A 23,641-nucleotide genomic window follows, 5' to 3' on the forward strand; every position below is an offset into this window, starting at 1 on the left:
AAGGCAATGCCTCACTGCGCTCAAGCTCCGCCTTCAGCGGAACAACCGGGGAAAATTTACCTTAATGGGTGACGACACCGTCCAGATCGTCTCCCGAATCGGTCGACGCGGCGGCGATGTCCGCCCGGGTTTGCTCTTCCGGGGACCATTCGATCGGGACCAGAGGTGCCACCAGGGCATGACCCAGTACCTCATCGACCGTGCGAACGGGGATGATTTCCATCCCTTTCTTCACATTGTCCGGAATATCGGCCAGGTCTTTCTCGTTGTCATGCGGAATGAGCACGGTTTTGATTCCGCCGCGCAATGCCGCCAGCAGCTTTTCCTTCAACCCGCCGATCGGCAGCACCCTGCCCCGCAACGTAATTTCGCCGGTCATGGCGATATCGCGGCGGACCGGGATACCGGTCAGAATCGACACGATGGACGTAACCATCGCGACCCCGGCGGACGGACCGTCTTTCGGTGTCGCGCCTTCCGGGACGTGAACGTGAATGTCGTTCTTGTCGAAGACGGTCGGCTTGATCCCGAAGGAAACCGAACGGCTCTTGATAAGGTTTTCCGCCGCCTGGATGGATTCCTGCATCACATCGCCCAGTTTCCCGGTTTTTGTGACGCGCCCCTTACCCGGGACGAGAACGCCTTCGATCGACAACAGCTCCCCGCCGACTTCGGTCCAGGCAAGGCCCGTGACCACGCCGACCAGATCGCTCTCCTCGATTTCGCCGAAACGGTATTTCCGGATCCCAGCGTATTTGTCGAGGTTCTGGGTCGTGACCGAAACCGTTTCCCTTTCGCCCATCATGATCTCCTTGATGGCCTTACGGGTCAGGTTCGCGATTTCGCGTTCCAGGTTACGGACGCCGGCTTCCCGCGTGTAGTAGCGAATCAGGTCGCGCAGGGCATTGTCCGAAATCGACCATTCCTTTTCGGTCAGACCGTTTTCCTCACGTTGCTTCGAAATCAGGTGCCGTTTGCAGATTTCGACCTTCTCATCCTCCGTGTAGCCGGGGATGCGGATGATCTCCATACGGTCGAGCAGCGGCTGCGGCATGCGCAGCGTGTTTGCCGTCGTCACGAACATGACATCGGACAGGTCGTAATCGACTTCCAGATAATGGTCGTTGAAGGTCGAGTTCTGTTCCGGATCCAGGACTTCAAGCAAGGCAGATGACGGATCGCCGCGCCAATCGGCGCCCAGCTTGTCGATCTCATCCAGCAGGAAGAGCGGGTTCGATTTCTTCGCCTTCTTCATGCCCTGAACGATCTTGCCCGGCATGGACCCGATATAGGTCCGGCGGTGACCACGGATTTCCGATTCGTCCCGCACGCCGCCAAGGCTCATGCGCACGAACTGGCGGCCCGTCGACTTCGCAATCGACTTGCCGAGCGAGGTTTTCCCGACGCCGGGCGGGCCGACGAGGCACAGGATCGGGCCTTTCAGCTTTTTCTGACGCGCCTGGACCGCAAGATATTCCAGGATTCGTTCCTTAACTTTATCCAGGCCGTAGTGGTCGGAATCCATGGTTTCCTTCGCCGCCTTCAGGTCCGTGCGGACCTTGGACCGCTTCTTCCACGGAATCGACAGCAGCCAGTCGAGATAGTTGCGCACGACCGTGGCTTCCGCGGACATCGGGCTCATGGACCGCAGCTTTTTCAGCTCGCCATACGCCTTATCCTTGGCTTCCTTCGACAGCTTCGTCTTTTCGATCTGTTCTTCCAGTTCGGCCAGTTCGTCCTTGCCGTCTTCCCCTTCGCCAAGTTCCTTCTGAATAGCCTTCATCTGCTCATTCAGATAGTACTCGCGTTGGGTCTTCTCCATCTGGCGCTTCACGCGGTTGCGGATGCGCTTTTCGACCTGAAGGACGCTGATCTCGCCTTCCATGAAGCCGAAGATCTTTTCCAGACGCGACGACACGGTTTCCAGTTCCAGCAGGTCCTGCTTGTCCGAAATCTTCAGCGTCAGATGCTGTGCGACGGTATCCGCAAGGCGCGACGGTTCCTCGATCTGGTTGATCGAGATCATCACTTCCGCCGGAACCTTTTTGTTCAGTTTGATATACTGTTCGAACTGACCGACCACGGCGCGGCCGAGGGCCTGCAAATCGCCTTCCTGCTCTTCCGGGTCGTCCAGCATCTGGGCCTGAACCTGGAAGAATTCGTCGGTTTCGATGAAATCCGTGATGCGGGCGCGCTGTACGCCTTCGACCAGGACCTTGACCGTCCCGTCCGGCAGTTTCAGCAATTGCAGGACCGTGGCGACGGTCCCCACATCGTAAATATCCTCCGCCTTGGGATCGTCTTCCCCGGCGTTTTTCTGGGTGACCAGGAGGATCTGCTTGTCGTCCTGCATGACGTCTTCGAGCGCCCGAACGGATTTTTCCCGTCCGACGAACAAAGGCACGATCATATGCGGGAAGACGACGATATCGCGAAGCGGCAGAACCGGCAGTTCCACACCTGGCTTGAACTCTTGCATATCAGCACTCTCTCCTATCGGGGGACGGACCGATGGGTCCCGTCCCGCGCGGTTGGATTTTGGAGATCGGCACATCGGCACCGTACCGGATGAGGTCCCGGACACCGAGCGCTTGGGCGGGGGCCGATCGACCGGTCCGACAATCGGACAGGAAACCGGCGGTCCCGACGGCGCGGACGTTCTCCGTCGAAGCGCGACCCGCGCGCCCCGAATTCAGGCTCGCGCCAGCCGAGCCATAAAGATATTGGGGCGGTTTCCCCTGCACTTCAAGCATGCCTACGCCCCTGGACGTGAATTTCTGCATTCGGCGATGATTCGGTGTTCGCGCATGAAAAAAGCCGCCCCGATTTCGTCTTTCGCTAAAGACGGAACCGGGACGGCTTGTTCTCTCGCCGATCAGGAAGCGGAACTTTCGACTTCGTCCCGACGGTCGGAATAGATGTAGAGCGGTTCGGCCCGGCCTTCGACAACCTCCCGGTTGATAACGATCTGCTCGACGCCTTCCATGCTGGGCAGTTCGTACATCGTATCCAGCAGGATCGCTTCCAAAATGGACCGCAGGCCACGCGCGCCAGTTTTCCGTTCGATGGCCCGCTGCGCGATGGCGGACAGGGCGTCGGTGGAAAACTCCAGACCGGCATCTTCCATCTCGAACAGTTTCGCATACTGCTTGACCAGGGCGTTGCGCGGCTTGGTCAGGATGTCGATCAGGGCTTCTTCGTCCAAGTCTTCCAGCGTCGCGATCATCGGTACACGACCGACGAATTCCGGGATGAGACCGAATTTCAGCAAGTCTTCCGGCTCGACTTCCCGCAGCAATGCACCGACCTTGCGGTCTTCTTCCGCACGGACATCCGCGCCGAACCCGATCGCCGAGCCCTTGCCGCGGCCGGAAATGATCTTTTCCAGACCGGCGAAGGCACCGCCGCAGATGAACAGGATATTCGTCGTGTCGACCTGCAGAAATTCCTGCTGCGGATGCTTGCGTCCACCCTGCGGCGGCACGGAGGCTACGGTGCCTTCCATGATTTTCAGCAGGGCTTGCTGCACGCCCTCGCCCGACACGTCGCGGGTGATGGACGGGTTGTCCGACTTGCGGGAAATCTTGTCGACCTCGTCGATATAGACGATGCCGCGCTGCGCCCGCTCGACATTATAGTCGGCGGCCTGAAGCAGCTTCAGGATGATGTTTTCGACGTCCTCTCCGACATAACCGGCTTCGGTAAGGGTCGTGGCATCCGCCATGGTGAACGGCACGTCGAGGATGCGCGCCAGCGTCTGCGCCAGCAACGTCTTACCGCAACCGGTCGGCCCGACCAGCAGGATGTTCGACTTCTGCAGTTCGACATCGTTCTGCTTCTGGCCATGCGCCAAGCGTTTGTAGTGATTGTGAACGGCGACCGAAAGCACCCGCTTCGCATAATCCTGCCCGATGACATAGTCGTCGAGGACCTGGCGAATTTCCTGGGGCGTCGGCACGCCATCGGAGGATTTGGAAACGCTCGACTTATGATCTTCCCGGATGATGTCCATGCACAATTCGACGCATTCGTCGCAGATGAACACGGTCGGCCCGGCGATCAGCTTACGCACCTCATGCTGGCTTTTGCCGCAGAAGGAGCAGTAGAGCGTATTCTTTCCGTCGCTGCCGCTGGATTTACTCATCGTCTCTCCGGATCGTTTCCGATCTTTTCAAATTATCTTCCGATGCCTGATGGCCCTTATGGACCACCTATATTGCGGCTTCGGACACCAACCACCCAATCATGGTAGACGTAGCGACCCGCCCCCTCAAACGGAAAATCACCCAATTCCATATAGGGGGCTTGGCCGGGCACGCCCATGGCGGATCGACGCATTGCGACGTCCCCCCGAAACGAGAGCCCGCCGAAAGCGCCATGATCCGCCTAGCCGATTGAGTTACTTTCCGTTTTCGCCGTCATCCGGCTTCGGGCGGACATTCACGACATCGTCGATCAAGCCGAAGGCTTTGGCTTCTTCCGCGCTCATGAATTTGTCGCGTTCCATGGCCGCTTCGATCGCTTTCAGCTCCTGCCCGGTATGCTTCACATAGATTCCGTTCAGCATTTCGCGCATCCGTAGGATTTCGCGGGCCTGGATCTCGATATCCGTCGCCTGCCCCTGCGCGCCGCCGGACGGCTGGTGCACCATGATGCGGCTGTAGGGCAGCGCGAAACGCTTCCCGGCCGCGCCCGCGGTCAGCAGCAACGAGCCCATGGACGCCGCCTGCCCCAGGCAAACGGTTGATACTTCGGGGCGGATATACTGCATCGTGTCATAGATCGACATGCCCGACGTCACGACCCCGCCCGGGGAGTTGATGTAAAACGCGATGTCCTTCGTCGGGTTTTCCGATTCCAGGAACAGAAGCTGCGCGCAAATCAGGCTGGCGACATGGTCGTCGACGCCGCCGGTCAGGAAGATGATACGTTCCTTCAGCAGGCGGGAATAGATGTCGTAGGCGCGCTCGCCGCGGTTCGTCTGCTCGACGACCATCGGCACCAGCGTATTCATATACAGATCGATCGGATCCCGCATGATCTCTTCCTCACTCGCTAACCCGTGGAATATCGGTCGGACGACCGACGGACTGGATTGTCAGAGTTAATGGCTCCGCCCCGGATGTAAAGCCCCCGGACCAGGAAAATCGTTTCGTTACAGCGCAGCGCTTTGCGGCAAAAAGAGAACACGGGCCCGGCTGGTGCCGAAGCCCGTGTTCACGGTAACGCGTAGGCCGGAAAAACGCTTAGTCGGCGTCTTTCTTCGCAGCCGCTTTCTTGGCGGCGCCCTTCTTGGACGTGCTCTTTTTCGCCGCTGCCTTTTTACCGGCTGCCTTCTTCGGCTTTTCGTCGCCGTCGTCGTCGGATTCCAGCAGCTTATCGACCGGCAACGCCAGATCGTTCACCTTCGCCAGTTCCAGGATGTAATCGACGGTCTTTTCTTCGAACAGCGGCGCACGCAGGCTGGCCATCATTTCCGGATTCTGCGTGTAGTATTCGAAGACCTGACGTTCCTGACCCGGATAGCGGCGGGCCTGTTCGAAAACGGCCTTTTGCAGTTCTTCCTGAGAAATCTGGATTTTCGCTTCGTCGCCGACATGGGCAAGCAGCAGACCCAGCAGGACACGGCGCTTGGCGATGTCGCGGTATTCGGATTTCAGGACCTCTTCGTCCTTATCCTTGTCCTCGTCATCGACCTGGCCTTCTTCCTTCGCCTTGGCGAACTGTTCCCAGATCTGGTCGAATTCGGACTGAACCATGCCCGGCGGCACTTCGAAATCGTGCTTGTCGAACAGGACGTCCAACAGTTCGCGCTTCGTGCGGGCGCGGGCCAGATCGGCATATTCGGATTCGATGCGCTGACGCATCTGATCGCGCAGGTCATCCAGGGATTCGAGGCCCAGTTCCTTGGCGAAATCGTCGTTCAGCTCACGGTCGGTATATTCGTGGATTTCGTTGATCTTGCATTCGAAGATCGCTTCCTTACCGGCCAAGTGGGCGGCACCGTATTCTTCCGGGAAGGTGACGGTGACTTTCATGTCCTCGCCCGCCTTCTGACCAATCAACTGGTCTTCGAAACCGGGAATGAACTGACCGCTGCCCAGTTCCAGACGAAAGTCTTCGGCTTCGCCGCCCTGGAACGCTTCGCCGTCGACGAACCCTTTGAAGTTCAGCATCACGACATCGCCGGACTGCGTCTTGCGGTCTTTTTCGATCTTCGACGTGGCACGATTGTTCTTCGCCAGTTCGTCGAGGGCGTTCTGAACTTCCTCGTCGGTGATTTCCGGCTTGTAGCGAGTCAGTTCCAACGTCCCGAAATCGACCGGGGTGATCGCCGGCATGATTTCGACGGCCATCGTGTAGACCAGATCCTGACCTTCCTCGAAGGAGGTGATCTCGATCTTCGGCTGCATCGCCGGTTTCAGTTCGCGGTCGACCAAAGCGGACTGGCTGGATTCGCCAACCGTCTTTTCCAGGACTTCGCCCAGCACGGACGAGCCGAAGCGCTGACGCAGGATTTTCATCGGGACCTTGCCGGGGCGGAAGCCCGGCATCTTCACCGTCTGACCGACCTCCTCAAGCTTCGCTCCGACCTTTTGATCGATTTCGTCCGCGCCGACCGTAATGGTGAATTCGCGGCTCAGACCTTCGTTCTTCGTTTCGACTACCTGCATGGGAGATTGGGCCCCGGCTCAAAGTTGTTCCAGATCGCGATATACGTTTTGACGAAACCCAGGATCGAGCGCCTTTTTGAGGGGCGGTCGAACATGGTGCGGGCGGAGGGACTTGAACCCCCACGGGTTGCCCCACTGGAACCTAAATCCAGCGCGTCTACCAATTTCGCCACGCCCGCACAGGCTCTTTAGAGCGTCGTCCAAAACGGATCGCGTGCCCCGGCGATCCGCCGAAGCGGGCGCGTCATAGCAAACGCGGTACCCCGCGTCAAAGCGTCAATTCCGTGAATATCCGGGAAATCCGCGCAAAGCGGACGGATGAAGTCGATTCTCTAAGCAGAGGCAGCCGAATAGGTCTCCGCGAAGGCGGAAATCGACAGAACCTTCGTCCCGGCGATATAAATGCCGTGCGATTGCGGCTTTTCGACCGTCAGTTCATAACGGACATGCGGAATGCCGAAACTATCCGGCGATACGCCCAGAACACGGGCGACTTCCACAAAGTCGTCATTGCGTCGGCGCAAGAAGGATTGCCCGGCTTCAATCGGAGTACTCGGTCGTGTACGTCGAAAAAACATGATCAACCGCCCTTCTTCTCCTTTTCGAGACCGGCACCCTCCGGTCCTAGAAAAGTCATTGTAGAAAGCCCACCGCGGATCACAAAACCTGTGCAATAGCATTTTACGTTACATAAGTGTGCTACTACCGCAAATAGATATTCGCGACATTTAACTTCAATTATATGAATTTTTTCTTAACGTACTCTCGGGATGCGGGAACGTTCGATCGCTTCCGGCAATAGATCGGGCAAGTCTTCCGCGATCAAACCACTCCCGGCCCGATCCGCCGCAACGCCGTGAAGGTAAGCTGCGGCACAGGCGGCGGCGAAGACCGGCATACCCTTTGCGATCAAGCCCGCGGCAAGTCCCGCAAGAACATCCCCGGCCCCGGCCACCGCCAATGTCGGCGGCGCGGAATCGTTGACGACCGCCCATCCGGACGGATCGGCAATAACGGTATCGTAGCCTTTCAATAGAACCACGGCGCCGGACCGTTCAGCGGCCCGTCGGGCCATTTCCACCTTGTTGTCCAGCGTCGACAGATCGGGAAACAACCGCGCGAATTCGCCCATATGCGGGGTCAACAGCATCGGCGCGGCGCGATGTTGAAACAAGGAGTCGGGACTGTCAGCGAATATCGACAGGGCATCGGCATCCAGGATCGCCGGAATATTCGCGCGCAGGACACCCAGGACCCGTTCATGCGATCCCGCCGCCTCGTCCCCGAGACCGGGTCCGATCAAAGCGGCGGTTAGCCGGGCGTCTTCCAAACAGTCCAGGAAGCCGCGTGTATCCTTCAGCCCACGGACCACGGCGCTTTGCAAGGCAAGGCGGTAGAGCGGCGCCTGGGCGAGCGGGGCCGCGACCGTGACCATGCCGACCCCCGCCCGCTGTGCTGCGCGGGTCGCGAGGCATGCCGCCCCGATCATTTCAGGACCGCCTGCGACCATCAGATAGCCGCGCGAATATTTGTGGTGGAACGGCGATTCCTCCGGCAGAGCCGACGCCCACAGGTCCGGCCGATTCAACGCCAGTTTCGGTTCAATGACATTCAAGGCCGTCGTATCGATTCCGATATCGCATATCGATAAATCTCCGCACAGAACCCGACCGGGCAGCAGTTTATGCCCCGGCTTGCCCCGGAAGAACGTGACGGTCACAGCCGCTTTCGGCGTGATATCCCGATTACAGGCCCCATTTGCGCCAAAAAGGCCACTGGGCACATCGACCGCGACGACGGGTCTATTTCCAATGGCCGACAGCGTTTCCGCCGCGCTGCCTTCCGGATCGCGGTTCAACCCCGCACCGAAAACAGCATCGATCACCACGGTCGCATCCGTCAGGATTTCCGGGGACAACGGCTCCACAGTCTCTTCTGATGACGCCGCGACCCAATCGGCGGCGGCCTGCGCCGCATCGCCCTTCAGCTCCGTCCGGTCGCCCAACAGGCCCAGGCGCACCGACCATCCGCGTGATGCCAGAATCTTCGCGGCAACGAAGCCGTCGCCGCCATTGTTCCCCGGCCCGCATAGAACCGCGACCGTCCCCGTCTCAAACCGGTCACAGACCGCATCCGCAACAGCCTCCCCCGCCACCAGCATCAGCGTATAACCCGGAGTCCCGTTTTCGATCGTGATGCTGTCCGCCCGGCCCATCTCAACCGGGGTCAGCAAGGCCTGACGTTTCCAAGCGCTTCCGTCGATGCCGGTCGGTAGGTTTGCGAAGGGTGATGACATTTCCTGCATAGCGATACTTTCCATGAAAGGAACCGGGAAAGAAATCCCCATCGATTGAAATAACGTTCTGGCGTTCCTTACTTATTGCTACCGATTTGCAACTGGATAGGACCGATCATGACCAGCAGCGCCTTAAAGCTTCTTTTCGCGGCGGCCATGCTGACTGGGGTAGCGGCCTGCGACGATACGGAACCGCGCACGGTCCAGATTTACATTCCGCCGATGGGCAGCTTCAACACACTTCACGGTGTCGCCATCGACGGCGGCAGCGTACCGGTTGCCGTGCGCGACGCCCCCTTCAAGGCCGATGCGGAAGCGTCGGAACAGTTCGCCCGGCTCCTGGCGGATCAGGATAGCGCGCTTCGGTTCCATGCGGACACCGCCGCCACTCGGGATACGGCCCGGATTCGCGTTCTCGTTCTGCACGATACGCCCGGCAACTATACTGGGACCAGTGCCTGCGCGGACGAACCATTCTCGCCAAAAATCGAAGGCGAGATGGTCATTACCGCCGTCGTTTGCGAAGGCCGCAGCAGGCTGGTCGAAACACGCGGATACTTGCCCGAAAACCCGTCGGAGCCTGAAAAGATTTACGACGACCTGCTGGCTCATATCGCGCCGACCCTGACGGCGAAGGAACAGCGTCAGGCGAAATAGCGGCGCGTTTCGCCCGAATACCGGGATCACGGAATAACCATATTTTCGTCAAAAATCCGTAACGGCGGGACACTAGGGTCCAGACATCGACCAACCGCCGATGTCGCGTCCCTAAACGTGGCAAAGGCATCCTGGCGACGCACGATATCGGCCGATGAGATTAAGTGTAGGCTGTTTCGTGTCGTCGCTTTTCTTTTGCCTGAAATCTGAAATCCGCTACCAATCCGCGCCATGACGGAAACGGACGGACAGGACGGGCACGATCCCGACGCAATCGATTGGCGCGACGGCATTCCCTATGCCGCGCGCTTCGGCGATCTCTATTACTCCGCTGAAGACCCCAGAGGCGAAGTCCAACACACCTTTCTGGACGGAGTGGATTTCGACGCGCTCTGCCGCCAACCGACCCTGACGATTGCGGAAACCGGTTTCGGCACCGGGCTCAATTTCCTGGAAGCCTGGCAGCGGTGGGAGGCTTTGGCATCGCCGGACGCCCAGTTCACCTTCATCAGTGTCGAAGCCTTCCCTATGTCTCAAGCGGACTTGGAGCAGGCCCATGCCTTGTTCCCTGCATTGGCCGATAAGGCCGCACAACTCCGTCGACAATGGCCGGGTTTCATCCGGGGATCGCATCTTATTTCCCTGTCGGAAGGGCGCATCCGGCTGATCCTGTTGATCGGCGAGGCGGAAAAAATGTTCGCCGCCCGCGATTTTACTGCCGACGCCTGGTTCCTGGACGGTTTCGCCCCCGCCCAGAACCCGGATATGTGGCGAGATGCCGTTTTCCATCAGATCGCCCGCCTCAGCCGCCCCGGCACCAAACTCGCCAGCTTCACGGCAGCGGGCATGGTTCGGCGCGGTTTGGCGGAGGTCGGATTCGACATCGTCAAACGCCCCGGATTTGGTCGGAAACGGGACTGTATCGCCGGAACCCTGGAAATACCGGTCGACCGTCCAGCTTCAAAAACGCCCTGGACGAAACTGCCGACGCCACGGCCCGGCGCACGGATTGCCGTGATCGGTGCCGGGATCGCCGGTCGCTGCCTCGGCGCCTCCCTGATCAACGCGGGATTCGAGACCACGGTTATCCAGGGACCCGAAAGCCGGGCCTGGGCCGCCAGCACCCTGCCCCGCGCCTTGATCGCACCGAAGCTTATCCGAGGGGACCAACCCTATCCCCGATTCTGGCGGCAAGCCTATCTGGACGCCCTGCGCGTTTTGGACGGGATCGCCCCCGACATCTGGTGCGGCCCGCGCGGATTGATCATTCCCGCCCCTGATCAGGGAATCCGCGACCGGCAGGCCGCCCTGAAAGGCGAGTTGGCCTGGCCGACAGACATTTTGCGACAGATCGACAGCTCGGAAGCCGCCGACCGGCTCGGTCGCGCCTGCCCCGGCGGTCTTTTCCTCCCCGGAGCGGGCATCCTGGACCCAAGCCGTCTGCTGGAACGGTTGGTCCCGGATACCACGCTTCTGCAAACCGACGTCAAAATGCTGTCGCGAACCGGCGGACGATGGTCCCTGCATGACGGGCGGAACACGGTCGTGGCTACGGCGGATGTCGTGATCCTCGCCTGCGGTCCGGGGGCGGTTGAATTGCTACCGGAGCACGATGCCGGTTACGGGCTGCGGATCGGCTCCGGTCAATTGTTTCAGGCACAAGGCGCGACTGCGAGCGGCATATCGATCCTCCACGACGGCTATGTCGGATCGACGGACGCGAGCGGGGTTTTCGTGGCGGGTGCAACCTCCGAAGGCTGGCAGAATATCGGCCCGGTTCCGGTCGATCCCGCTGCAACCGACCGGATACAGAACCGGCTGGCCGACTACTTGCCGGATTTTTCCACGGAATCGATGAACGCCTGGACCGGATTGCGCTGCGACACCGTGGATCACCTACCGCTCGCAGGACCGGTTCAAAATCCGATGGCCTTCGAAACGGCCTATGACGGCCTGCGCCACGGCAAACCGCCCGAAGCGATGCCAGACCCCGATTACGAACCCGGCCTCTTTTGCCTGACCGGCCTCGGTGCACGCGGATTCCAAGCCGCCTTTACTCTGGCAGACCAGATGACCGCCATGCTGTCCGGCAATCCGCTGCCCCTAGACAGGGACATGACGGACGCACTGTTGCCAAACCGGTTTCAGATCCGAAATCTGCGGCGAAATCTTTAGAAAAAATGTTCGGAAAAAGAGCTGGGGTGGCTGATGGGACTTGAACCCACGACCTCCGGAATCACAATCCGGCGTTCTAACCAACTGAACTACAGCCACCATTGCGGAACGGGCGCAACGCCCCCTCGACGGCGGCGCTTTTACGCTGTGCGCAGGGCCGCGTCAAGCAGTCGGATGGACTGTCGACGACAAGTTTAAAGATTCCCGTTGTGGGTCGGATTCTTCAAGTACTACTAGATATTGCGCTGCAAAATTTTTATGCGCATCGCTCACGAATACCTGTTTACTCGATTCTGTATTTGAGTCTTTAATTTCGCGTCTCGCTTGCGATCGGGATATGCAATTCGCATTTCCGGTATCGGGGACCGGGTCTGGCAGGGCCCGTTCTGACAGCAGAATGCTGTCGCCATCCACTCTGCGGCAGAACACCGCGAGTGAGGGAGGGTATGATGACGGATTCTTTTGAGCCTGGGGGCGAGTCCGGGGGGAGTCGGACGTCCAAGGTAACGTCTATTTCCGGCGCAGCATCGAGGCTTGCGGAGGACGCGCCGCCGCCGGTGCTGCGGCATTTGTCGGTGGAGGATCTGTCCACACCGGCCTATCTGGTCAATCACAAGTTTCAGGTCGAATGGGCGAATGATTACGCCCTTAAGGAACTGTTCGGTCGCCCGGAGGGCTTGCCGCCCGCGATTGAGGATTCGAGCCTTTTCAACTTGCTGCTGTCGAGCGACATCGTGCGCAAGTCCGACGGTCTGCCGGAATTGCTGCGGTTCCATCTGACCATCGCCAAGCGCCGGGCGTCGAAGGCTTATCTATTCCTCAGCAACCCGAATCTGGAATCTCGGGAAGCGGAACTCTTGGGACAGCTCTATGACCGTGTTGAAGCCGTCCCGGCCCATCAGATGACCAGCGACGCGGAGGTCAACCTCGCCTCCCGCGACGAACTTCCGCGATGGCACAGGCTCTACGCCACATTCTTCCGCGAGGGCATCTTCTTCACCGTCGCCCCGGAAGAACGGGAGCAGGAAAGCTTCCTGACCTGGTTAAGCCGCCGAGACATCGTTATCCGCGACCTGTTGCGCGTGCGGCGGCCCTATGTGACCTCCCTCGCCGTTCTGGTGGCGGATTTGCAAAGTTCGATGCGCATCTGCGCCGAATTGCCGCCGGAACAGTATTTCGAACTGATCAATTCGATCTGGACGACGATGCAGCCGTATTTGCGGAAATACTATGCGACCTACGGCAAGCATGCGGGGGACGGGATGTTGTATTACTTCCTGCCGCAGCCGGATTCGAATTACATCATGAACGCCATCCAATGCGCGTTCGAAATGCAGACCGCCATGCGCAAGGTGAGCCGGGAGTGGCAGAGCCGGAAGAATTGGGGCACCACCCTGCATTTGAATTTCGGGCTGGAACAGGGCGAGGAATGGTTCGGTACCTTCGAAGGACCGACCTTTATCGAATTCACGGCCCTGGGCGACACGATCAATCGCGCGTCGCGGTTGAGCGATTTTTCCCGCGAGGGATCGATCTGGATCACCAAGAGCATGTTGAGCCGGTTAAGCGATAAGGAACGCAGTTCCATCCGTTTCGGTATTCGCCAAACCATGGCGAATGGCAGCGAAGCCGTGATCCCGGAAATGTATTCGCGCATTTCCAACCTGATCGACCCGACCGATCCACGCAGCCATAAGCTACTGGATATCTCTACCCTTCCGGCGACGGAACTGTTCGATATCGGCGGGGACGAAGAATAGGCGGCGGGGAATAGGCGACGAGGAAAAGCGGGCCTAGCGAGCCTTGACGAGGCAGAGCACAACCCCGCCTGCCGCAATCAGGGATGCGCCAATGACGACGTCCGGACTTGGGATTTCGCCGAAAAAGAAAAACCCAACCGCCGCCGCAAAGACCAGCCACGTATAGTCGACCGGACCGACAATCGAGACGTCTGCGAGCCGATAGCCTTGGATGATGAAAAACTGCGCGGCGATCGCAACCGGCCCCCAGAGCAGGAATTGCGCGTTGTAGACCAAATCAGTGTTTTCCCACGTCGCGAAGGCCGGAACGGCCATCAGGATCAGGCCGAAGACATTGACGTGCAGCAGCGAACTCATCGCCCCGTCGCGCAAGCTCAGAACGCGGATCAGAACGCCCTCGAACGCCAAAAGGACCGCACCGCCGAGGGCGACCCCCGCCGGCAGGAAATAGGCGATATCGAAGCTCTGAAACGCGCCCTTGGACACCATGATGACCCCTGCCCCGATGCTTGACAGAACAATCCCCGCCCATTGCAGCGGCCAAATCCGCTCTTTCAAAAAGATAACGCCGAGCGGGATCACCATAACCACGTAAAGAAGCCCGATCGTCGAGACGTCCACGACCGGCATTTCGCTGGACGCGTGGATCAGTGCGACCCCGCCAAAGCATCCAGTTGCCGCCCTCAGAAAATGGCTCTTGGAGGATGGGCCGATAAAGGATCGAAGCGTCAGACCTTTGATCTTCGCAACCGTCAGAATGGTTGCCAACCCACCGATATAGCGCAGAAACGTAATCTGAAACGCGGACGCGCCGTCCCCCGCGAACTTGCCCGACGCGAAAAACAAGGAGAAAAGCGCGGTCCCGATCACGACGTTCAGAATAGCGCGCGTATTCCGGTTTACCGGCGTTTCGGGTGCGGTGGTGACGGACATCGGAAATCCTTTCGAAATTTCTCTACCCTTTCCCCCACGAAGCCCCTACGTTCAAACAAGTCCTACTCCTGAATGATGAGTTTTTTCGATGCTGAAACCGAGCGATACCTCCCTGAACGCCGTCCGTGTCTTCACTGTCGTTGCGCGGCGGGGCAGTCTCGCCAAGGCCGCAATCGAATTGGGCGTCACGCCGAGCGCGGTGAGCCATCAGATCCGGAAACTGGAAGATCGCATCGAAACCCCATTGTTCCATCGGACGGGAAACACGATCGAATTGACCGATGCCGGGCGCATGCTGAACGAGGAATCGACGGCGGCCATTGCCCTGATCGACAACGCCGTCGCCTCGTTGATGCGGGACGCGAACGAAATCGCGGTTCAGGTATCGACGACACTGGCGGTCACCTGGCTGATCCCCGGGCTGGAACGGTTCAAGCGGCGCTACCCGCAGGCGCGGATTTCCTTCGAAACCAGTAATCGCGCGGATTTCCGCCTAGGGCAGATGACGGATGTCGGTATCGTCTATCGCCGGGCAGGCCATTATGAAGGGCCGGGAATATATTTGGCGCCCGACAATTGCCGCCCGGTCGTGTCCCCTACCCTGTTGAAGAAAAGCGGCTATCAGGGATTGGACGATATCGGGCGCATTCCGGCGCTGAAATCGACGGAAGACAATTGGGACTGGCGGCTTTGGGCGCAGGCTCAAAACATATCCGAATTCGACCTAACATATTCCGACCGGTTCGACCTCGACGACGCGGCGGTTCGCGCCGCCGTCGCCGGATTGGGTATGGCCATGTCGCCGAATATCGTTGCCGGACGGGAAATCGATTCCGGGGCCCTGGTGCCGCTACCGGGGATCGAACCCGTGGAAATGGGGCGGTATTATCTTCTTCTGGGACCACGCCGCCATGGCCTTGTCGGCCGCTTTGTCAATTGGCTGCGGGAAGAGGCCCGTGCCTATGACGGACCGGGCGGCTGACATATCAATCACAGACTTGCACGAACCACGCGACCGCTTAGTGTCGCGCAAGATATCAGTTAGGGAGCCCCGCACGATGCCGACACTCGCCACCCGTATGGACCGCCTGGGAACGGAAACCGCCTTCGATGTTCTGGCAAAGGCGAACGCGTTGGCGGCGCAAGGCGCGGATGTCATCAATCTCGGCATCGGCCAACCGGATTTTCCGACCCCGCCGCATATCGTTGAAGCCGGGATCAAGGCGCTGCGCGACGGACATCACGGATACACGCCCGCCAACGGTATTCCGGCCCTGCGGGAGGCCGTGGCCGCCGACCTGCACCGTCGCCACGGTGTTTCCGTCGACCCAGGCAGTGTCGTCGTTGTGCCGGGTGGCAAGGTCACCATGTTCTTCGCCATGTTGATGTTCGGGGAGCCTGGGGCGGAGATTATTTACCCCGATCCCGGTTTCCCGATCTATCGGTCCGCCATCGAATTTTCCGGCGCAACCGCGGTTCCCCTGCCCCTGCGGGAAGAAAACGGGTTCGGCTTTTCCGCCGACGAATTGCTGTCGCTGATTACCCCGCGCACCCGGCTTGTGATCGTGAACAGCCCGGCCAACCCGACCGGCGGCGTTACCCCGGCGGCGGAAATGGACAAGTTGGCGGCGGGGCTCGCCGACCACCCCCATGTCACGATCCTGTCCGACGAAATCTATTCCGCCATGCTGTATGACGGACGGGAACACCGCACGATCCTCAGCTATCCGCATCTGGCCGACCGGGCGATCATGTTGGACGGCTGGTCCAAGACCTATGCCATGACCGGGTGGCGGTTGGGCTATGCCGTCTGGCCGAAGGATTTGGTCAAAAAGGCGACGCGGCTGGCGATCAACGACCATTCCTGCGTCAATGCAGCGACCCAATATGCCGGCATCGCCGCCCTGGAAGGACCGCAGGACGCGGTAGAGGCGATGATGCGCGCCTTCGACGACCGGCGGAAGGCGACGGTAGAGGCCCTGAACGCCCTACCCGGTGTTACCTGTATTAAACCGGGCGGCGCGTTCTATGCCTTCCCGAATATCTCCGGCACCGGTCGGGATGCCCGCGCCTTGCAGGACGCCCTGCTGAAAGAAGCCCATGTCGCGACCATCGCGGGGACCAGCTTCGGCGGTTATGGGGAGGGATATCTGCGGCTGTCCTACGCCAATTCGAAGGAAAATATCCTGGAGGCGATCGACCGGATCGGGCGCTACCTGGGTTAAACCAACAGGTCGCCTAACAAAAACGCCGCACAACTGAGAAATCCGGCAATGGGAACCCAGATCGGCGCAACGAATCCGTCCGGTGGCAGCACCCCTTCCTGTCGCTTGATCCGGAACAGCGACAGATTGACCAGGGCGAAGACCGTCAAAACGATCCGCGACGTCCATTCGGCAAGGTTTTCGACCGGAAAGAACAGGGCCAGGATCAGTACGACGAAAACAACCGAGACGGTGGCGATCAGAGGTGTCTGCGTCACCGGATGGACATGGGCGAAGACCGACGGGATGCTGTTCTGTTTCGCCAAGCCGTACAGCACGCGCGACGCCATGACGATTTGAATGACCACGCCGTTCAAGGTCGCGACGATCGCGATCAGGGTGACGACGACCGGGGAAACGCCCGCGATCCGACCAAAGACGAGGCTGACCGGCGCATCCGACGCCGCCAATTCGTCCAACGGCACGGACAGGACGGCGACGGCGGTCACCAGGAAGTAAATCCCCATCGCCCCGATCAGCGTCAGCAGGATTGCCAGGGGTAGAACCTTGCGGGGGTTTTTCACTTCTTCGGCAAGGTTGACGATGTCTTCGAACCCGACGAAGGCGAAAAAGGCCAACAAGCCCGCGCTCAATACTCCGCTCCACGCCATATTGTCCGACATATCCGGCAGGATTTCCGGAAAACGGCCGACGATTCCCGGGTCGACGGCGATCCCGGTACCGATGAGGGCGATCAGCGCCCCGGCCTCTACGATCGTAAACAGGCTGGCAAAGACGATGGATTCAACGATGCCCCAGGCGGCGATCCCGCCCACAACGACCAAGACGACCAGGATCATGAACCAGGGTGTCCAGTCGATAAATTCCCGCAGATATCCGGTGCTGCCGACCGTGATGGCGGCTGACGAAACGACCCCGGACAGGATCACCAGAAAGCCGACGACAAGAGATAGCTTGTTGGATTGAAGTCCCGCACGAACATAGGCGGCTTCCCCCGCGCTGACGGGGAACCGCGCCGATAGTTCCGCGAAGGATGCGGCGCTGAACGCCATGACAATCCCGGCGAGGACGAAGGACAATGGCGCGTACATCCCGGCACGCCCGGCCGCCGCCCCCAGCAGCACATAGATTCCCGCGCCGATGGTCACACCCAGCCCATAGAGCACGACCAAAGGCAGGGATAGAGACCGCTTCAATTCTGCCATCGATCGCCCCGCCACAATACGCAATGCCGGGAGTTAATCACCGAAAGCAACCCTCGGACAACGATCCTTTAGGAACCGGAGCGAATATCCGTGACGAAGCGGTTCAGTTCAGCGGTCAGATCGCCGGTCCGCGCGCGAAGCTCATCGACGCGGGCGACGACGGAATCGGCTGCCTCCCGGATTTCCTCCGTCGCCGTCATGATCGTGCCGACCGAACTGCTGACCGATCCCATCTCGTCGGACGTCGCCTGCATGGTCTGCATGATTTCGTGGGTTTCGCGGGTCTGACGGTCGGCGTCGGTGGCGATTTCGGAGACTGCCTGATCCACGCTGCCGACCCCTTCGGTCACCTTGCGCGTTGCATCGGCGGCGGCGGATACGGCCTGTTTGATCGCTTCCACCTGGGCGACGATATCGCCGGTGGCGGTCGCCGTCTGGCTGGCCAGGCCTTTGACCTCGTTCGCCACGACGGCGAATCCTTTCCCCGCCTCCCCGGCACGCGCGGCCTCGATCGTCGCATTGAGGGCCAAAAGATTCGTCTGCTCCGCTATTTCGGAAATCAGCTTCACGACATCGCCGATTTTTTCCGCCGCGTCGGATAGGGTATCTACCGCCTCGTCCGTGCGTTTTGCGTCCGACGAGACGCTGCCGGTGATCGACGATGCCTCCGCCGCCCGGGAACTCATTTCCCGCATCGACAGCGACAATTGTTCGGAGGTTTCGGAAATTGATCCCATCTTCTGGGCCGCGTCGCTGGAAACGCCCGATACGACGCGCGCCTGTTCGGCGGAACTGCCGGTTTCCTGTGCCATGGTAGCGACAAGCCCGGTCAAAGCGGAAACCTCTTCCTCCACATCCTTCACGATGGCCAGGACGCGTCGGTTGAAGTCGTCCGCAAGCCGGTTCAGCGTTTCGCGGCGTTCCCGTTCCGCGGCCCGGTCGGCGGCTTCTTTTTCCGCGTTCAGTTGGACCACCTGCCGCGAGTTTTCGCGCAGAGTGACGAGCGCGCGGCTCATCGTCCCGATTTCATCGGCGGCCCCCGTGTCGATCTTCGTATCCAGATCGCCGCCGGCGATGCTGTCCATGGCATCCGACAGGGTTAGCAGACGTTGCACCACGAACCGACCGACATAAAGATACCCGACCAGCACCGCCAGAATGATGGAAACCAAGCTGATGACGATCAGCCAGATTTCAGACTGGGCGACCGAATTTCGGATGGAGACGATCGCGACCTCGCCTTCCGACGCGGTGGCCTGCGACAGGTCGGCCACGAAACTATCCAACCCGTTAACCAGAACATTGTTTTCGGACAATTGGGATTGCAGTTCCCCTTGCAGTGCAAACGTCGCCCGCCGCGCCGCCACCAAGCCGTCTTCCGCGCTCAACAACCCGACGAAGGTTTTGAAACGTTCCGACACCATCTTCCCGGAATCCGAGAAGTCGGCGTTCAGCGAATTGACCGTATCGCGCGCCCATTGCAGCATGGTGTCGATTTCCGCCACGCCCTTGGCGACACCGTCCTCGTCCGACGCCGTCATGATCGCGACGATCTGCGTCATCGCGCGATCCGAAAAGCCCCGCACGCGGTGCAGGACCTTCGCCTTGCTGTAGGCTCCGTTCAGCGGGAAAATATAGGTAAAGAAATTGTTCGGATCGCCCATGATCGATGTCAAGGCCTCGTCCGCCTGTTTGGTTTGATCTTCCAGATAGGGATCCAGAACCTCGTCCAGCGACGCTTTCGCGGCGATCACGGTGTCGAAGGCCGCGCGGGCTTCCGCTTCCTTGATCGTGCGTTGTCCCACCGTTGCATTGATGGCGTCCAAGTTGCCGGAAAGCTGTTCGATGGATTGCAGAAGATCCCCAGCCTGCGGCAGCGCCTGTGCATCGGCACGTAAATTCACCAGATCGGCTTGCAGACGTTCGTATCGGGTTGCCCGATCCGCATCCGTTTCCGCGGCAATCAAATTAGCGGCACCCGCCGCGACTGCCGGGCCGAGGGCGCCGATCCGCTGCGCCGTTTCCATTTCCGGCAAGGTTCGTGTTTCGAACTGCGCCGTATCCCTGGAAATGCCGTCGAAGGCCAGCCAACTGACCCCAGCCGATACCAGCGTCGTCAACGCGATGATACCGATCGCCGCAAACAGTTTACCGCGCAGCCCCACACCGCGCGTTCCAACCGTCCCATCCTGCGACGAAACGGATACGCTCTGATCACCACTCATTATCTGACTGTCCCCCTGACCGCACTATCGTCTCGGTAGCATGAGGTTAATTGGTTAACAAATCCTCGATATACAAAATGCGCGACAAAATTCGGTCAGATTTTTTGCGCCGCAGCAGGAAAGTCAGGAGAGTTTGGTCCCAGGGCAGGAACGGACTCGAATCCCCGGCGCTTGGCCCCTATATTCCTTCCCCTCCTATCTCTTTCCCGCGGAAGGTTTCATGTCCAACAGTCTGATTTCGGTTCGGGGCGCGCGCGAGCACAATCTGAAAAACGTCGATGTCGACCTCCCGCGCGATAAGTTGGTCGTGATTACGGGGCTCAGCGGGTCCGGCAAATCCTCCCTCGCCTTCGACACGATCTATGCCGATGGGCAGCGGCGCTATGTCGAAAGCCTGTCCGCCTATGCCCGTCAGTTCCTGGAAATGATGCAGAAGCCGGATGTCGACCTGATCGAAGGTCTGTCCCCGGCGATTTCCATCGAACAGAAGACGACGTCCCGCAACCCGCGATCGACAGTGGGCACGGTTACCGAAATTTACGACTATATGCGCCTTCTCTGGGCGCGAGTCGGGGTGCCCTATTCACCCGCAACCGGCCTTCCCATTGAAAGCCAGACGGTCAGCCAGATGGTCGATCGGATCATGGAAATGGGCGACGGCACGCGGCTGTATCTGCTGGCCCCGCTCGTGCGCGGCCGCAAGGGCGAATATCGTAAGGAATTCGCGGAATTGCAGAAGCGCGGTTTCCAGCGGGTGAAGGTCGACGGCAAGTTCTATGAAATCGCCGAAGTCCCGGCGCTGGACAAGAAACTGAAACACACGATCGATGTCGTCGTGGACCGCGTCGTCGTCCGGGACGATCTGCAATCCCGTTTGGCGGATTCCATCGAAACCGCGTTGCACCTGTCCGACGGCTTGCTGTTCGCGGAAAATGCCGACAGCGGCGATCAGACGATCTTCTCCGCCAAATTCGCCTGTCCGGTTTCCGGATTCACGATCGAGGAAATCGAACCGCGCCTGTTCAGCTTCAACAATCCGTTCGGCGCTTGCCCGACCTGCGACGGTCTGGGCACGGATATGGAGTTCGATCTGGACCTGATCGTTCCGGACAAGACGAAATCCCTGTGGCAAGGGGCCATCGCGCCGTGGTCGAACTCATCCTCCCCTTATTACAAGCAGACGCTGGAAGCCATTTGCCGCCATTACGGCGCGTCCTTGAAGACCCCGTTCGCCGAATTGGACGACGCGGTGAAAACCTGCCTGCTGCACGGCAGCGGCGAAACGGCCATTGAATTCCGTTACGACGACGGGCTGCGGTCCTACAAGACCACGAAACCGTTCGAAGGGGTCGTGCCGAATATGGAACGCCGCTATCGGGAAACGGAATCCAGCTGGTCGCGGGAAGAATTGGCGAAGTACCAGTCCGTCACCCCCTGCCCGGCCTGCGGCGGTCATCGCTTGAAGCCGGAAGCCCTGGCCGTGAAGGTCGGCAGCCTGCATATCGGTGAGGTCGCGCAGATGTCGATCGCCGATGCCGGAACCTGGTTCACGGAACTGGATGAAAAGCTCGGCGCCAAGCAAAAGGAAATCGCCTACCGCATTCTGAAGGAAATCAATGAACGGCTGGGCTTCCTGAACAATGTCGGGTTGGATTACCTGACGCTCAGCCGGAACTCCGGCACGCTCAGCGGAGGGGAAAGTCAGCGTATTCGCCTTGCCTCCCAGATCGGCTCCGGCCTGACCGGCGTGCTCTACGTTCTGGACGAACCGTCCATCGGCCTGCATCAGCGCGATAATGACCGTTTGTTGGACACGCTGCGGCGGCTGCGTGACCTGGGCAACACGGTGATCGTGGTTGAACATGACGAAGACGCGATCCGCGCCGCCGACTATCTGGTCGATATGGGCCCCGGTGCCGGTGTCCATGGCGGCGAGGTCGTCGCCGCGGGCCTGCCGGACGAGGTCATGGCCAACCCGAACAGCCTGACCGGGCAATATATGACCGGCATGATGCAGATTCCGATTCCGAAAACCCGCCGCAAAGGGCACAAGGGTCAGTTGTTGAAGATTTTCGGCGCCCGCGAAAACAACCTGCAGAATGTCAATGCGACCATCCCCCTGGGCACGCTGACCGTCGTCACGGGGGTCAGCGGATCCGGCAAGTCGACCCTGATCATCGAAACCCTGCAACAGGCGCTGTCCCGTGTCCTGATGGGCGCGCGCACCCATCCCGGCGCGCATGACAAGATCGAGGGCGTTCAGTTCCTGGACAAGATCATAGACATCGACCAATCGCCCATCGGCCGGACGCCAAGATCGAACCCGGCAACCTATACCGGGGCTTTCACGCCGATCCGCGACTGGTTCGCCGGTCTGCCGGAAGCCAAGGCCCGCGGCTATCAACCGGGTCGGTTCAGCTTCAACGTCAAGGGTGGCCGCTGTGAGGCCTGCCAGGGCGACGGCGTCATCAAGATCGAAATGCACTTCCTACCGGACGTCTATGTCCAGTGCGATCAGTGCCACGGTCACCGCTACAACCGCGAAACGCTTGAAATCCACTATCGCGACAAGTCCATTGCGGATGTGCTGGAAATGACGGTCGACGAAGGCGCGGAATTCTTCAAGGCCGTCCCGGCGATCCGCGACAAGCTGGTGACTCTGCAACGTGTCGGCCTGGGCTATATCAAGATCGGACAGCAGGCGACGACCCTATCGGGTGGCGAGGCGCAACGCGTCAAACTGGCCAAGGAACTGGCAAAGAAAGCGACGGGCCGCACGCTCTATGTGCTGGATGAACCGACGACGGGACTGCACTTCCACGACGTCAACAAATTGCTGGAAGTCCTTCAAACCCTTGTCGATTCCGGAAACACCATCGTCGTCATCGAACACAATCTGGAGGTCATCAAAACCGCCGATTGGATCATCGACCTGGGCCCCGACGGGGGCACACGCGGCGGCGAAATCGTCGCCCAGGGCACCCCGGAAGAAATCGCCAAGTCCGACCGGTCGCATACCGGCCACTATCTGAAGCCCTATCTACAGGTTGCGCAGAAAAAGGCCGGTTAACCGCCTTTTGGCCCGACATGAGGACCGCCCGCTTCCACCCAGGATGAAAACCCGCCGGTGATGTGGGCGACCTTTTCCATGCCCATATTCTGCAACGTGTCGACCGTCAGAGCCGACCGCCAGCCGGAGGCACAGTGGAAAACGAAGGTCTTGTCCTCGCCGAAGATCGGCTTGAAATAGGGGCTTTCCGGGTCGACCCAGAATTCGACCATGCCGCGCGGGCAATGGAAGGCCCCTTCAATATAGCCGACGCGGTCGCGTTCGCGCGGGTCGCGCAGGTCGACGATCACGACATCGTCGCGATCCGCCATGGCGATGGCCTCGGGCGCATCGATTTCCCGAATACGGGCCTTCGCGTCGGCAACCATCCGTGAAACGGGTGTTTTCAGGGCCATGCGACATCTCCAGTCTATTTTCCGGT

At 59.8% G+C, this 23,641-nt stretch carries 16 protein-coding genes and 2 tRNA genes; 6 read left to right on the forward strand and 12 right to left on the reverse strand.

All coding sequences use genetic code 11. The features are described from left to right. Window positions 1-61: 61 nt before the first annotated feature. From lon to HH303_RS16255, 7 genes are all read right to left on the reverse strand, one after another. On the reverse strand, window positions 62-2,479 hold the full coding sequence (gene lon, locus HH303_RS16225; protein ID WP_169626438.1) for an endopeptidase La: 2,418 nt from the start codon (window positions 2,477-2,479) through the stop codon (window positions 62-64). Between the two features lie 396 nt (window positions 2,480-2,875). Further along, a complete protein-coding gene (clpX, locus tag HH303_RS16230) occupies window positions 2,876-4,144 on the reverse strand; it encodes an ATP-dependent Clp protease ATP-binding subunit ClpX (RefSeq protein WP_169626439.1) in 1,269 nt (422 codons plus the stop codon). A gap of 255 nt (window positions 4,145-4,399) precedes the next feature. After that, complete coding sequence (gene clpP, locus HH303_RS16235; protein ID WP_169626440.1) at window positions 4,400-5,038, reverse strand: ATP-dependent Clp endopeptidase proteolytic subunit ClpP; 639 nt, start codon at window positions 5,036-5,038, stop codon at window positions 4,400-4,402. Between the two features lie 208 nt (window positions 5,039-5,246). Next, on the reverse strand, window positions 5,247-6,674 hold the full coding sequence (tig, locus tag HH303_RS16240) for a trigger factor (RefSeq protein ID WP_169626441.1): 1,428 nt from the start codon (window positions 6,672-6,674) through the stop codon (window positions 5,247-5,249). 94 nt (window positions 6,675-6,768) lie between these two features. Continuing rightward, window positions 6,769-6,853: transfer RNA gene (locus HH303_RS16245), tRNA-Leu, on the reverse strand. A gap of 153 nt (window positions 6,854-7,006) precedes the next feature. After that, window positions 7,007-7,198 (reverse strand): hypothetical protein, encoded by a 192-nt coding sequence (locus HH303_RS16250; protein WP_169626442.1) that lies wholly within the window; start codon window positions 7,196-7,198, stop codon window positions 7,007-7,009. Window positions 7,199-7,428: 230 nt separating this feature from the next. Further along, window positions 7,429-8,994 (reverse strand): NAD(P)H-hydrate dehydratase, encoded by a 1,566-nt coding sequence (locus HH303_RS16255; RefSeq protein WP_227421880.1) that lies wholly within the window; start codon window positions 8,992-8,994, stop codon window positions 7,429-7,431. A gap of 93 nt (window positions 8,995-9,087) precedes the next feature. Here HH303_RS16255 and HH303_RS16260 point away from each other — a divergent pair, with 93 nt between their 5' ends. After that, window positions 9,088-9,627: a hypothetical protein gene (locus HH303_RS16260; RefSeq protein WP_169626443.1), complete on the forward strand. Its 540-nt coding sequence runs from the start codon at window positions 9,088-9,090 to the stop codon at window positions 9,625-9,627. Between the two features lie 231 nt (window positions 9,628-9,858). Further along, window positions 9,859-11,802, forward strand: a complete 1,944-nt coding sequence (mnmC, locus tag HH303_RS16265) for an FAD-dependent 5-carboxymethylaminomethyl-2-thiouridine(34) oxidoreductase MnmC (protein ID WP_169626444.1) — start codon at window positions 9,859-9,861, stop codon at window positions 11,800-11,802. A 22-nt stretch (window positions 11,803-11,824) separates the two neighbouring features. Here the strand turns inward: mnmC and HH303_RS16270 are convergent. Next, window positions 11,825-11,901: transfer RNA gene (locus HH303_RS16270), tRNA-His, on the reverse strand. Window positions 11,902-12,251: 350 nt separating this feature from the next. Between HH303_RS16270 and HH303_RS16275 the strand changes: the two genes are divergently transcribed. Further along, window positions 12,252-13,562: an adenylate/guanylate cyclase domain-containing protein gene (locus HH303_RS16275; RefSeq protein WP_169626445.1), complete on the forward strand. Its 1,311-nt coding sequence runs from the start codon at window positions 12,252-12,254 to the stop codon at window positions 13,560-13,562. A 33-nt stretch (window positions 13,563-13,595) separates the two neighbouring features. Here the strand turns inward: HH303_RS16275 and HH303_RS16280 are convergent, their stop codons facing one another. Then, window positions 13,596-14,495 carry a DMT family transporter gene (locus tag HH303_RS16280; protein WP_169626446.1) on the reverse strand — a complete coding sequence of 300 codons (900 nt, stop codon included), beginning with the start codon at window positions 14,493-14,495 and terminating at the stop codon, window positions 13,596-13,598. An 88-nt stretch (window positions 14,496-14,583) separates the two neighbouring features. Here HH303_RS16280 and HH303_RS16285 point away from each other — a divergent pair, with 88 nt between their 5' ends. Continuing rightward, on the forward strand, window positions 14,584-15,477 hold the full coding sequence (locus tag HH303_RS16285) for a LysR family transcriptional regulator (RefSeq protein ID WP_169626447.1): 894 nt from the start codon (window positions 14,584-14,586) through the stop codon (window positions 15,475-15,477). Window positions 15,478-15,553: 76 nt separating this feature from the next. Then, window positions 15,554-16,720, forward strand: coding sequence for a pyridoxal phosphate-dependent aminotransferase (locus HH303_RS16290; protein WP_169626448.1), 1,167 nt, complete (start codon window positions 15,554-15,556; stop codon window positions 16,718-16,720). Here the strand turns inward: HH303_RS16290 and HH303_RS16295 are convergent. Then, window positions 16,717-17,925 (reverse strand): APC family permease, encoded by a 1,209-nt coding sequence (locus tag HH303_RS16295; protein WP_169626449.1) that lies wholly within the window; start codon window positions 17,923-17,925, stop codon window positions 16,717-16,719. The genes HH303_RS16290 and HH303_RS16295 overlap by 4 nt on opposite strands. A 68-nt stretch (window positions 17,926-17,993) precedes the next feature. Next, complete coding sequence (locus HH303_RS16300) at window positions 17,994-20,150, reverse strand: methyl-accepting chemotaxis protein (protein WP_169626450.1); 2,157 nt, start codon at window positions 20,148-20,150, stop codon at window positions 17,994-17,996. A gap of 220 nt (window positions 20,151-20,370) precedes the next feature. Here HH303_RS16300 and uvrA point away from each other — a divergent pair, with 220 nt between their 5' ends. Then, entirely contained in the window at window positions 20,371-23,220 is a 2,850-nt protein-coding gene (uvrA, locus tag HH303_RS16305; RefSeq protein ID WP_169626451.1) for an excinuclease ABC subunit UvrA, read from the forward strand. Here the strand turns inward: uvrA and HH303_RS16310 are convergent. Then, complete coding sequence (locus HH303_RS16310; protein WP_169626452.1) at window positions 23,217-23,615, reverse strand: rhodanese-like domain-containing protein; 399 nt, start codon at window positions 23,613-23,615, stop codon at window positions 23,217-23,219. The two genes, uvrA and HH303_RS16310, sit on opposite strands and share 4 nt — an antisense overlap. Window positions 23,616-23,641 lie beyond the last annotated feature (26 nt).

It is taken from the genome of Pacificispira spongiicola (assembly GCF_012926505.1).
GTDB classification, from domain to species: domain Bacteria; phylum Pseudomonadota; class Alphaproteobacteria; order UBA8366; family Aestuariispiraceae; genus Pacificispira; species Pacificispira spongiicola.

Excerpts from the sequence above, each read along its gene's own strand:
- lon (WP_169626438.1), bottom strand. The coding sequence starts at position 2,479 with ATGCAAGAGTTCAAGCCAGGTGTGGAACTGCCGGTTCTGCCGCTTCGC.
- clpX (WP_169626439.1), bottom strand. The coding sequence starts at position 4,144 with ATGAGTAAATCCAGCGGCAGCGACGGAAAGAATACGCTCTACTGCTCC.
- clpP (WP_169626440.1), bottom strand. The coding sequence starts at position 5,038 with ATGCGGGATCCGATCGATCTGTATATGAATACGCTGGTGCCGATGGTC.
- tig (WP_169626441.1), bottom strand. The coding sequence starts at position 6,674 with ATGCAGGTAGTCGAAACGAAGAACGAAGGTCTGAGCCGCGAATTCACC.
- HH303_RS16255 (WP_227421880.1), bottom strand. The coding sequence starts at position 8,994 with ATGGAAAGTATCGCTATGCAGGAAATGTCATCACCCTTCGCAAACCTA.
- HH303_RS16260 (WP_169626443.1), top strand. The coding sequence starts at position 9,088 with ATGACCAGCAGCGCCTTAAAGCTTCTTTTCGCGGCGGCCATGCTGACT.
- mnmC (WP_169626444.1), top strand. The coding sequence starts at position 9,859 with ATGACGGAAACGGACGGACAGGACGGGCACGATCCCGACGCAATCGAT.
- HH303_RS16275 (WP_169626445.1), top strand. The coding sequence starts at position 12,252 with ATGACGGATTCTTTTGAGCCTGGGGGCGAGTCCGGGGGGAGTCGGACG.
- HH303_RS16280 (WP_169626446.1), bottom strand. The coding sequence starts at position 14,495 with ATGTCCGTCACCACCGCACCCGAAACGCCGGTAAACCGGAATACGCGC.
- HH303_RS16285 (WP_169626447.1), top strand. The coding sequence starts at position 14,584 with ATGCTGAAACCGAGCGATACCTCCCTGAACGCCGTCCGTGTCTTCACT.
- HH303_RS16290 (WP_169626448.1), top strand. The coding sequence starts at position 15,554 with ATGCCGACACTCGCCACCCGTATGGACCGCCTGGGAACGGAAACCGCC.
- HH303_RS16295 (WP_169626449.1), bottom strand. The coding sequence starts at position 17,925 with ATGGCAGAATTGAAGCGGTCTCTATCCCTGCCTTTGGTCGTGCTCTAT.
- HH303_RS16300 (WP_169626450.1), bottom strand. The coding sequence starts at position 20,150 with ATGAGTGGTGATCAGAGCGTATCCGTTTCGTCGCAGGATGGGACGGTT.
- uvrA (WP_169626451.1), top strand. The coding sequence starts at position 20,371 with ATGTCCAACAGTCTGATTTCGGTTCGGGGCGCGCGCGAGCACAATCTG.
- HH303_RS16310 (WP_169626452.1), bottom strand. The coding sequence starts at position 23,615 with ATGGCCCTGAAAACACCCGTTTCACGGATGGTTGCCGACGCGAAGGCC.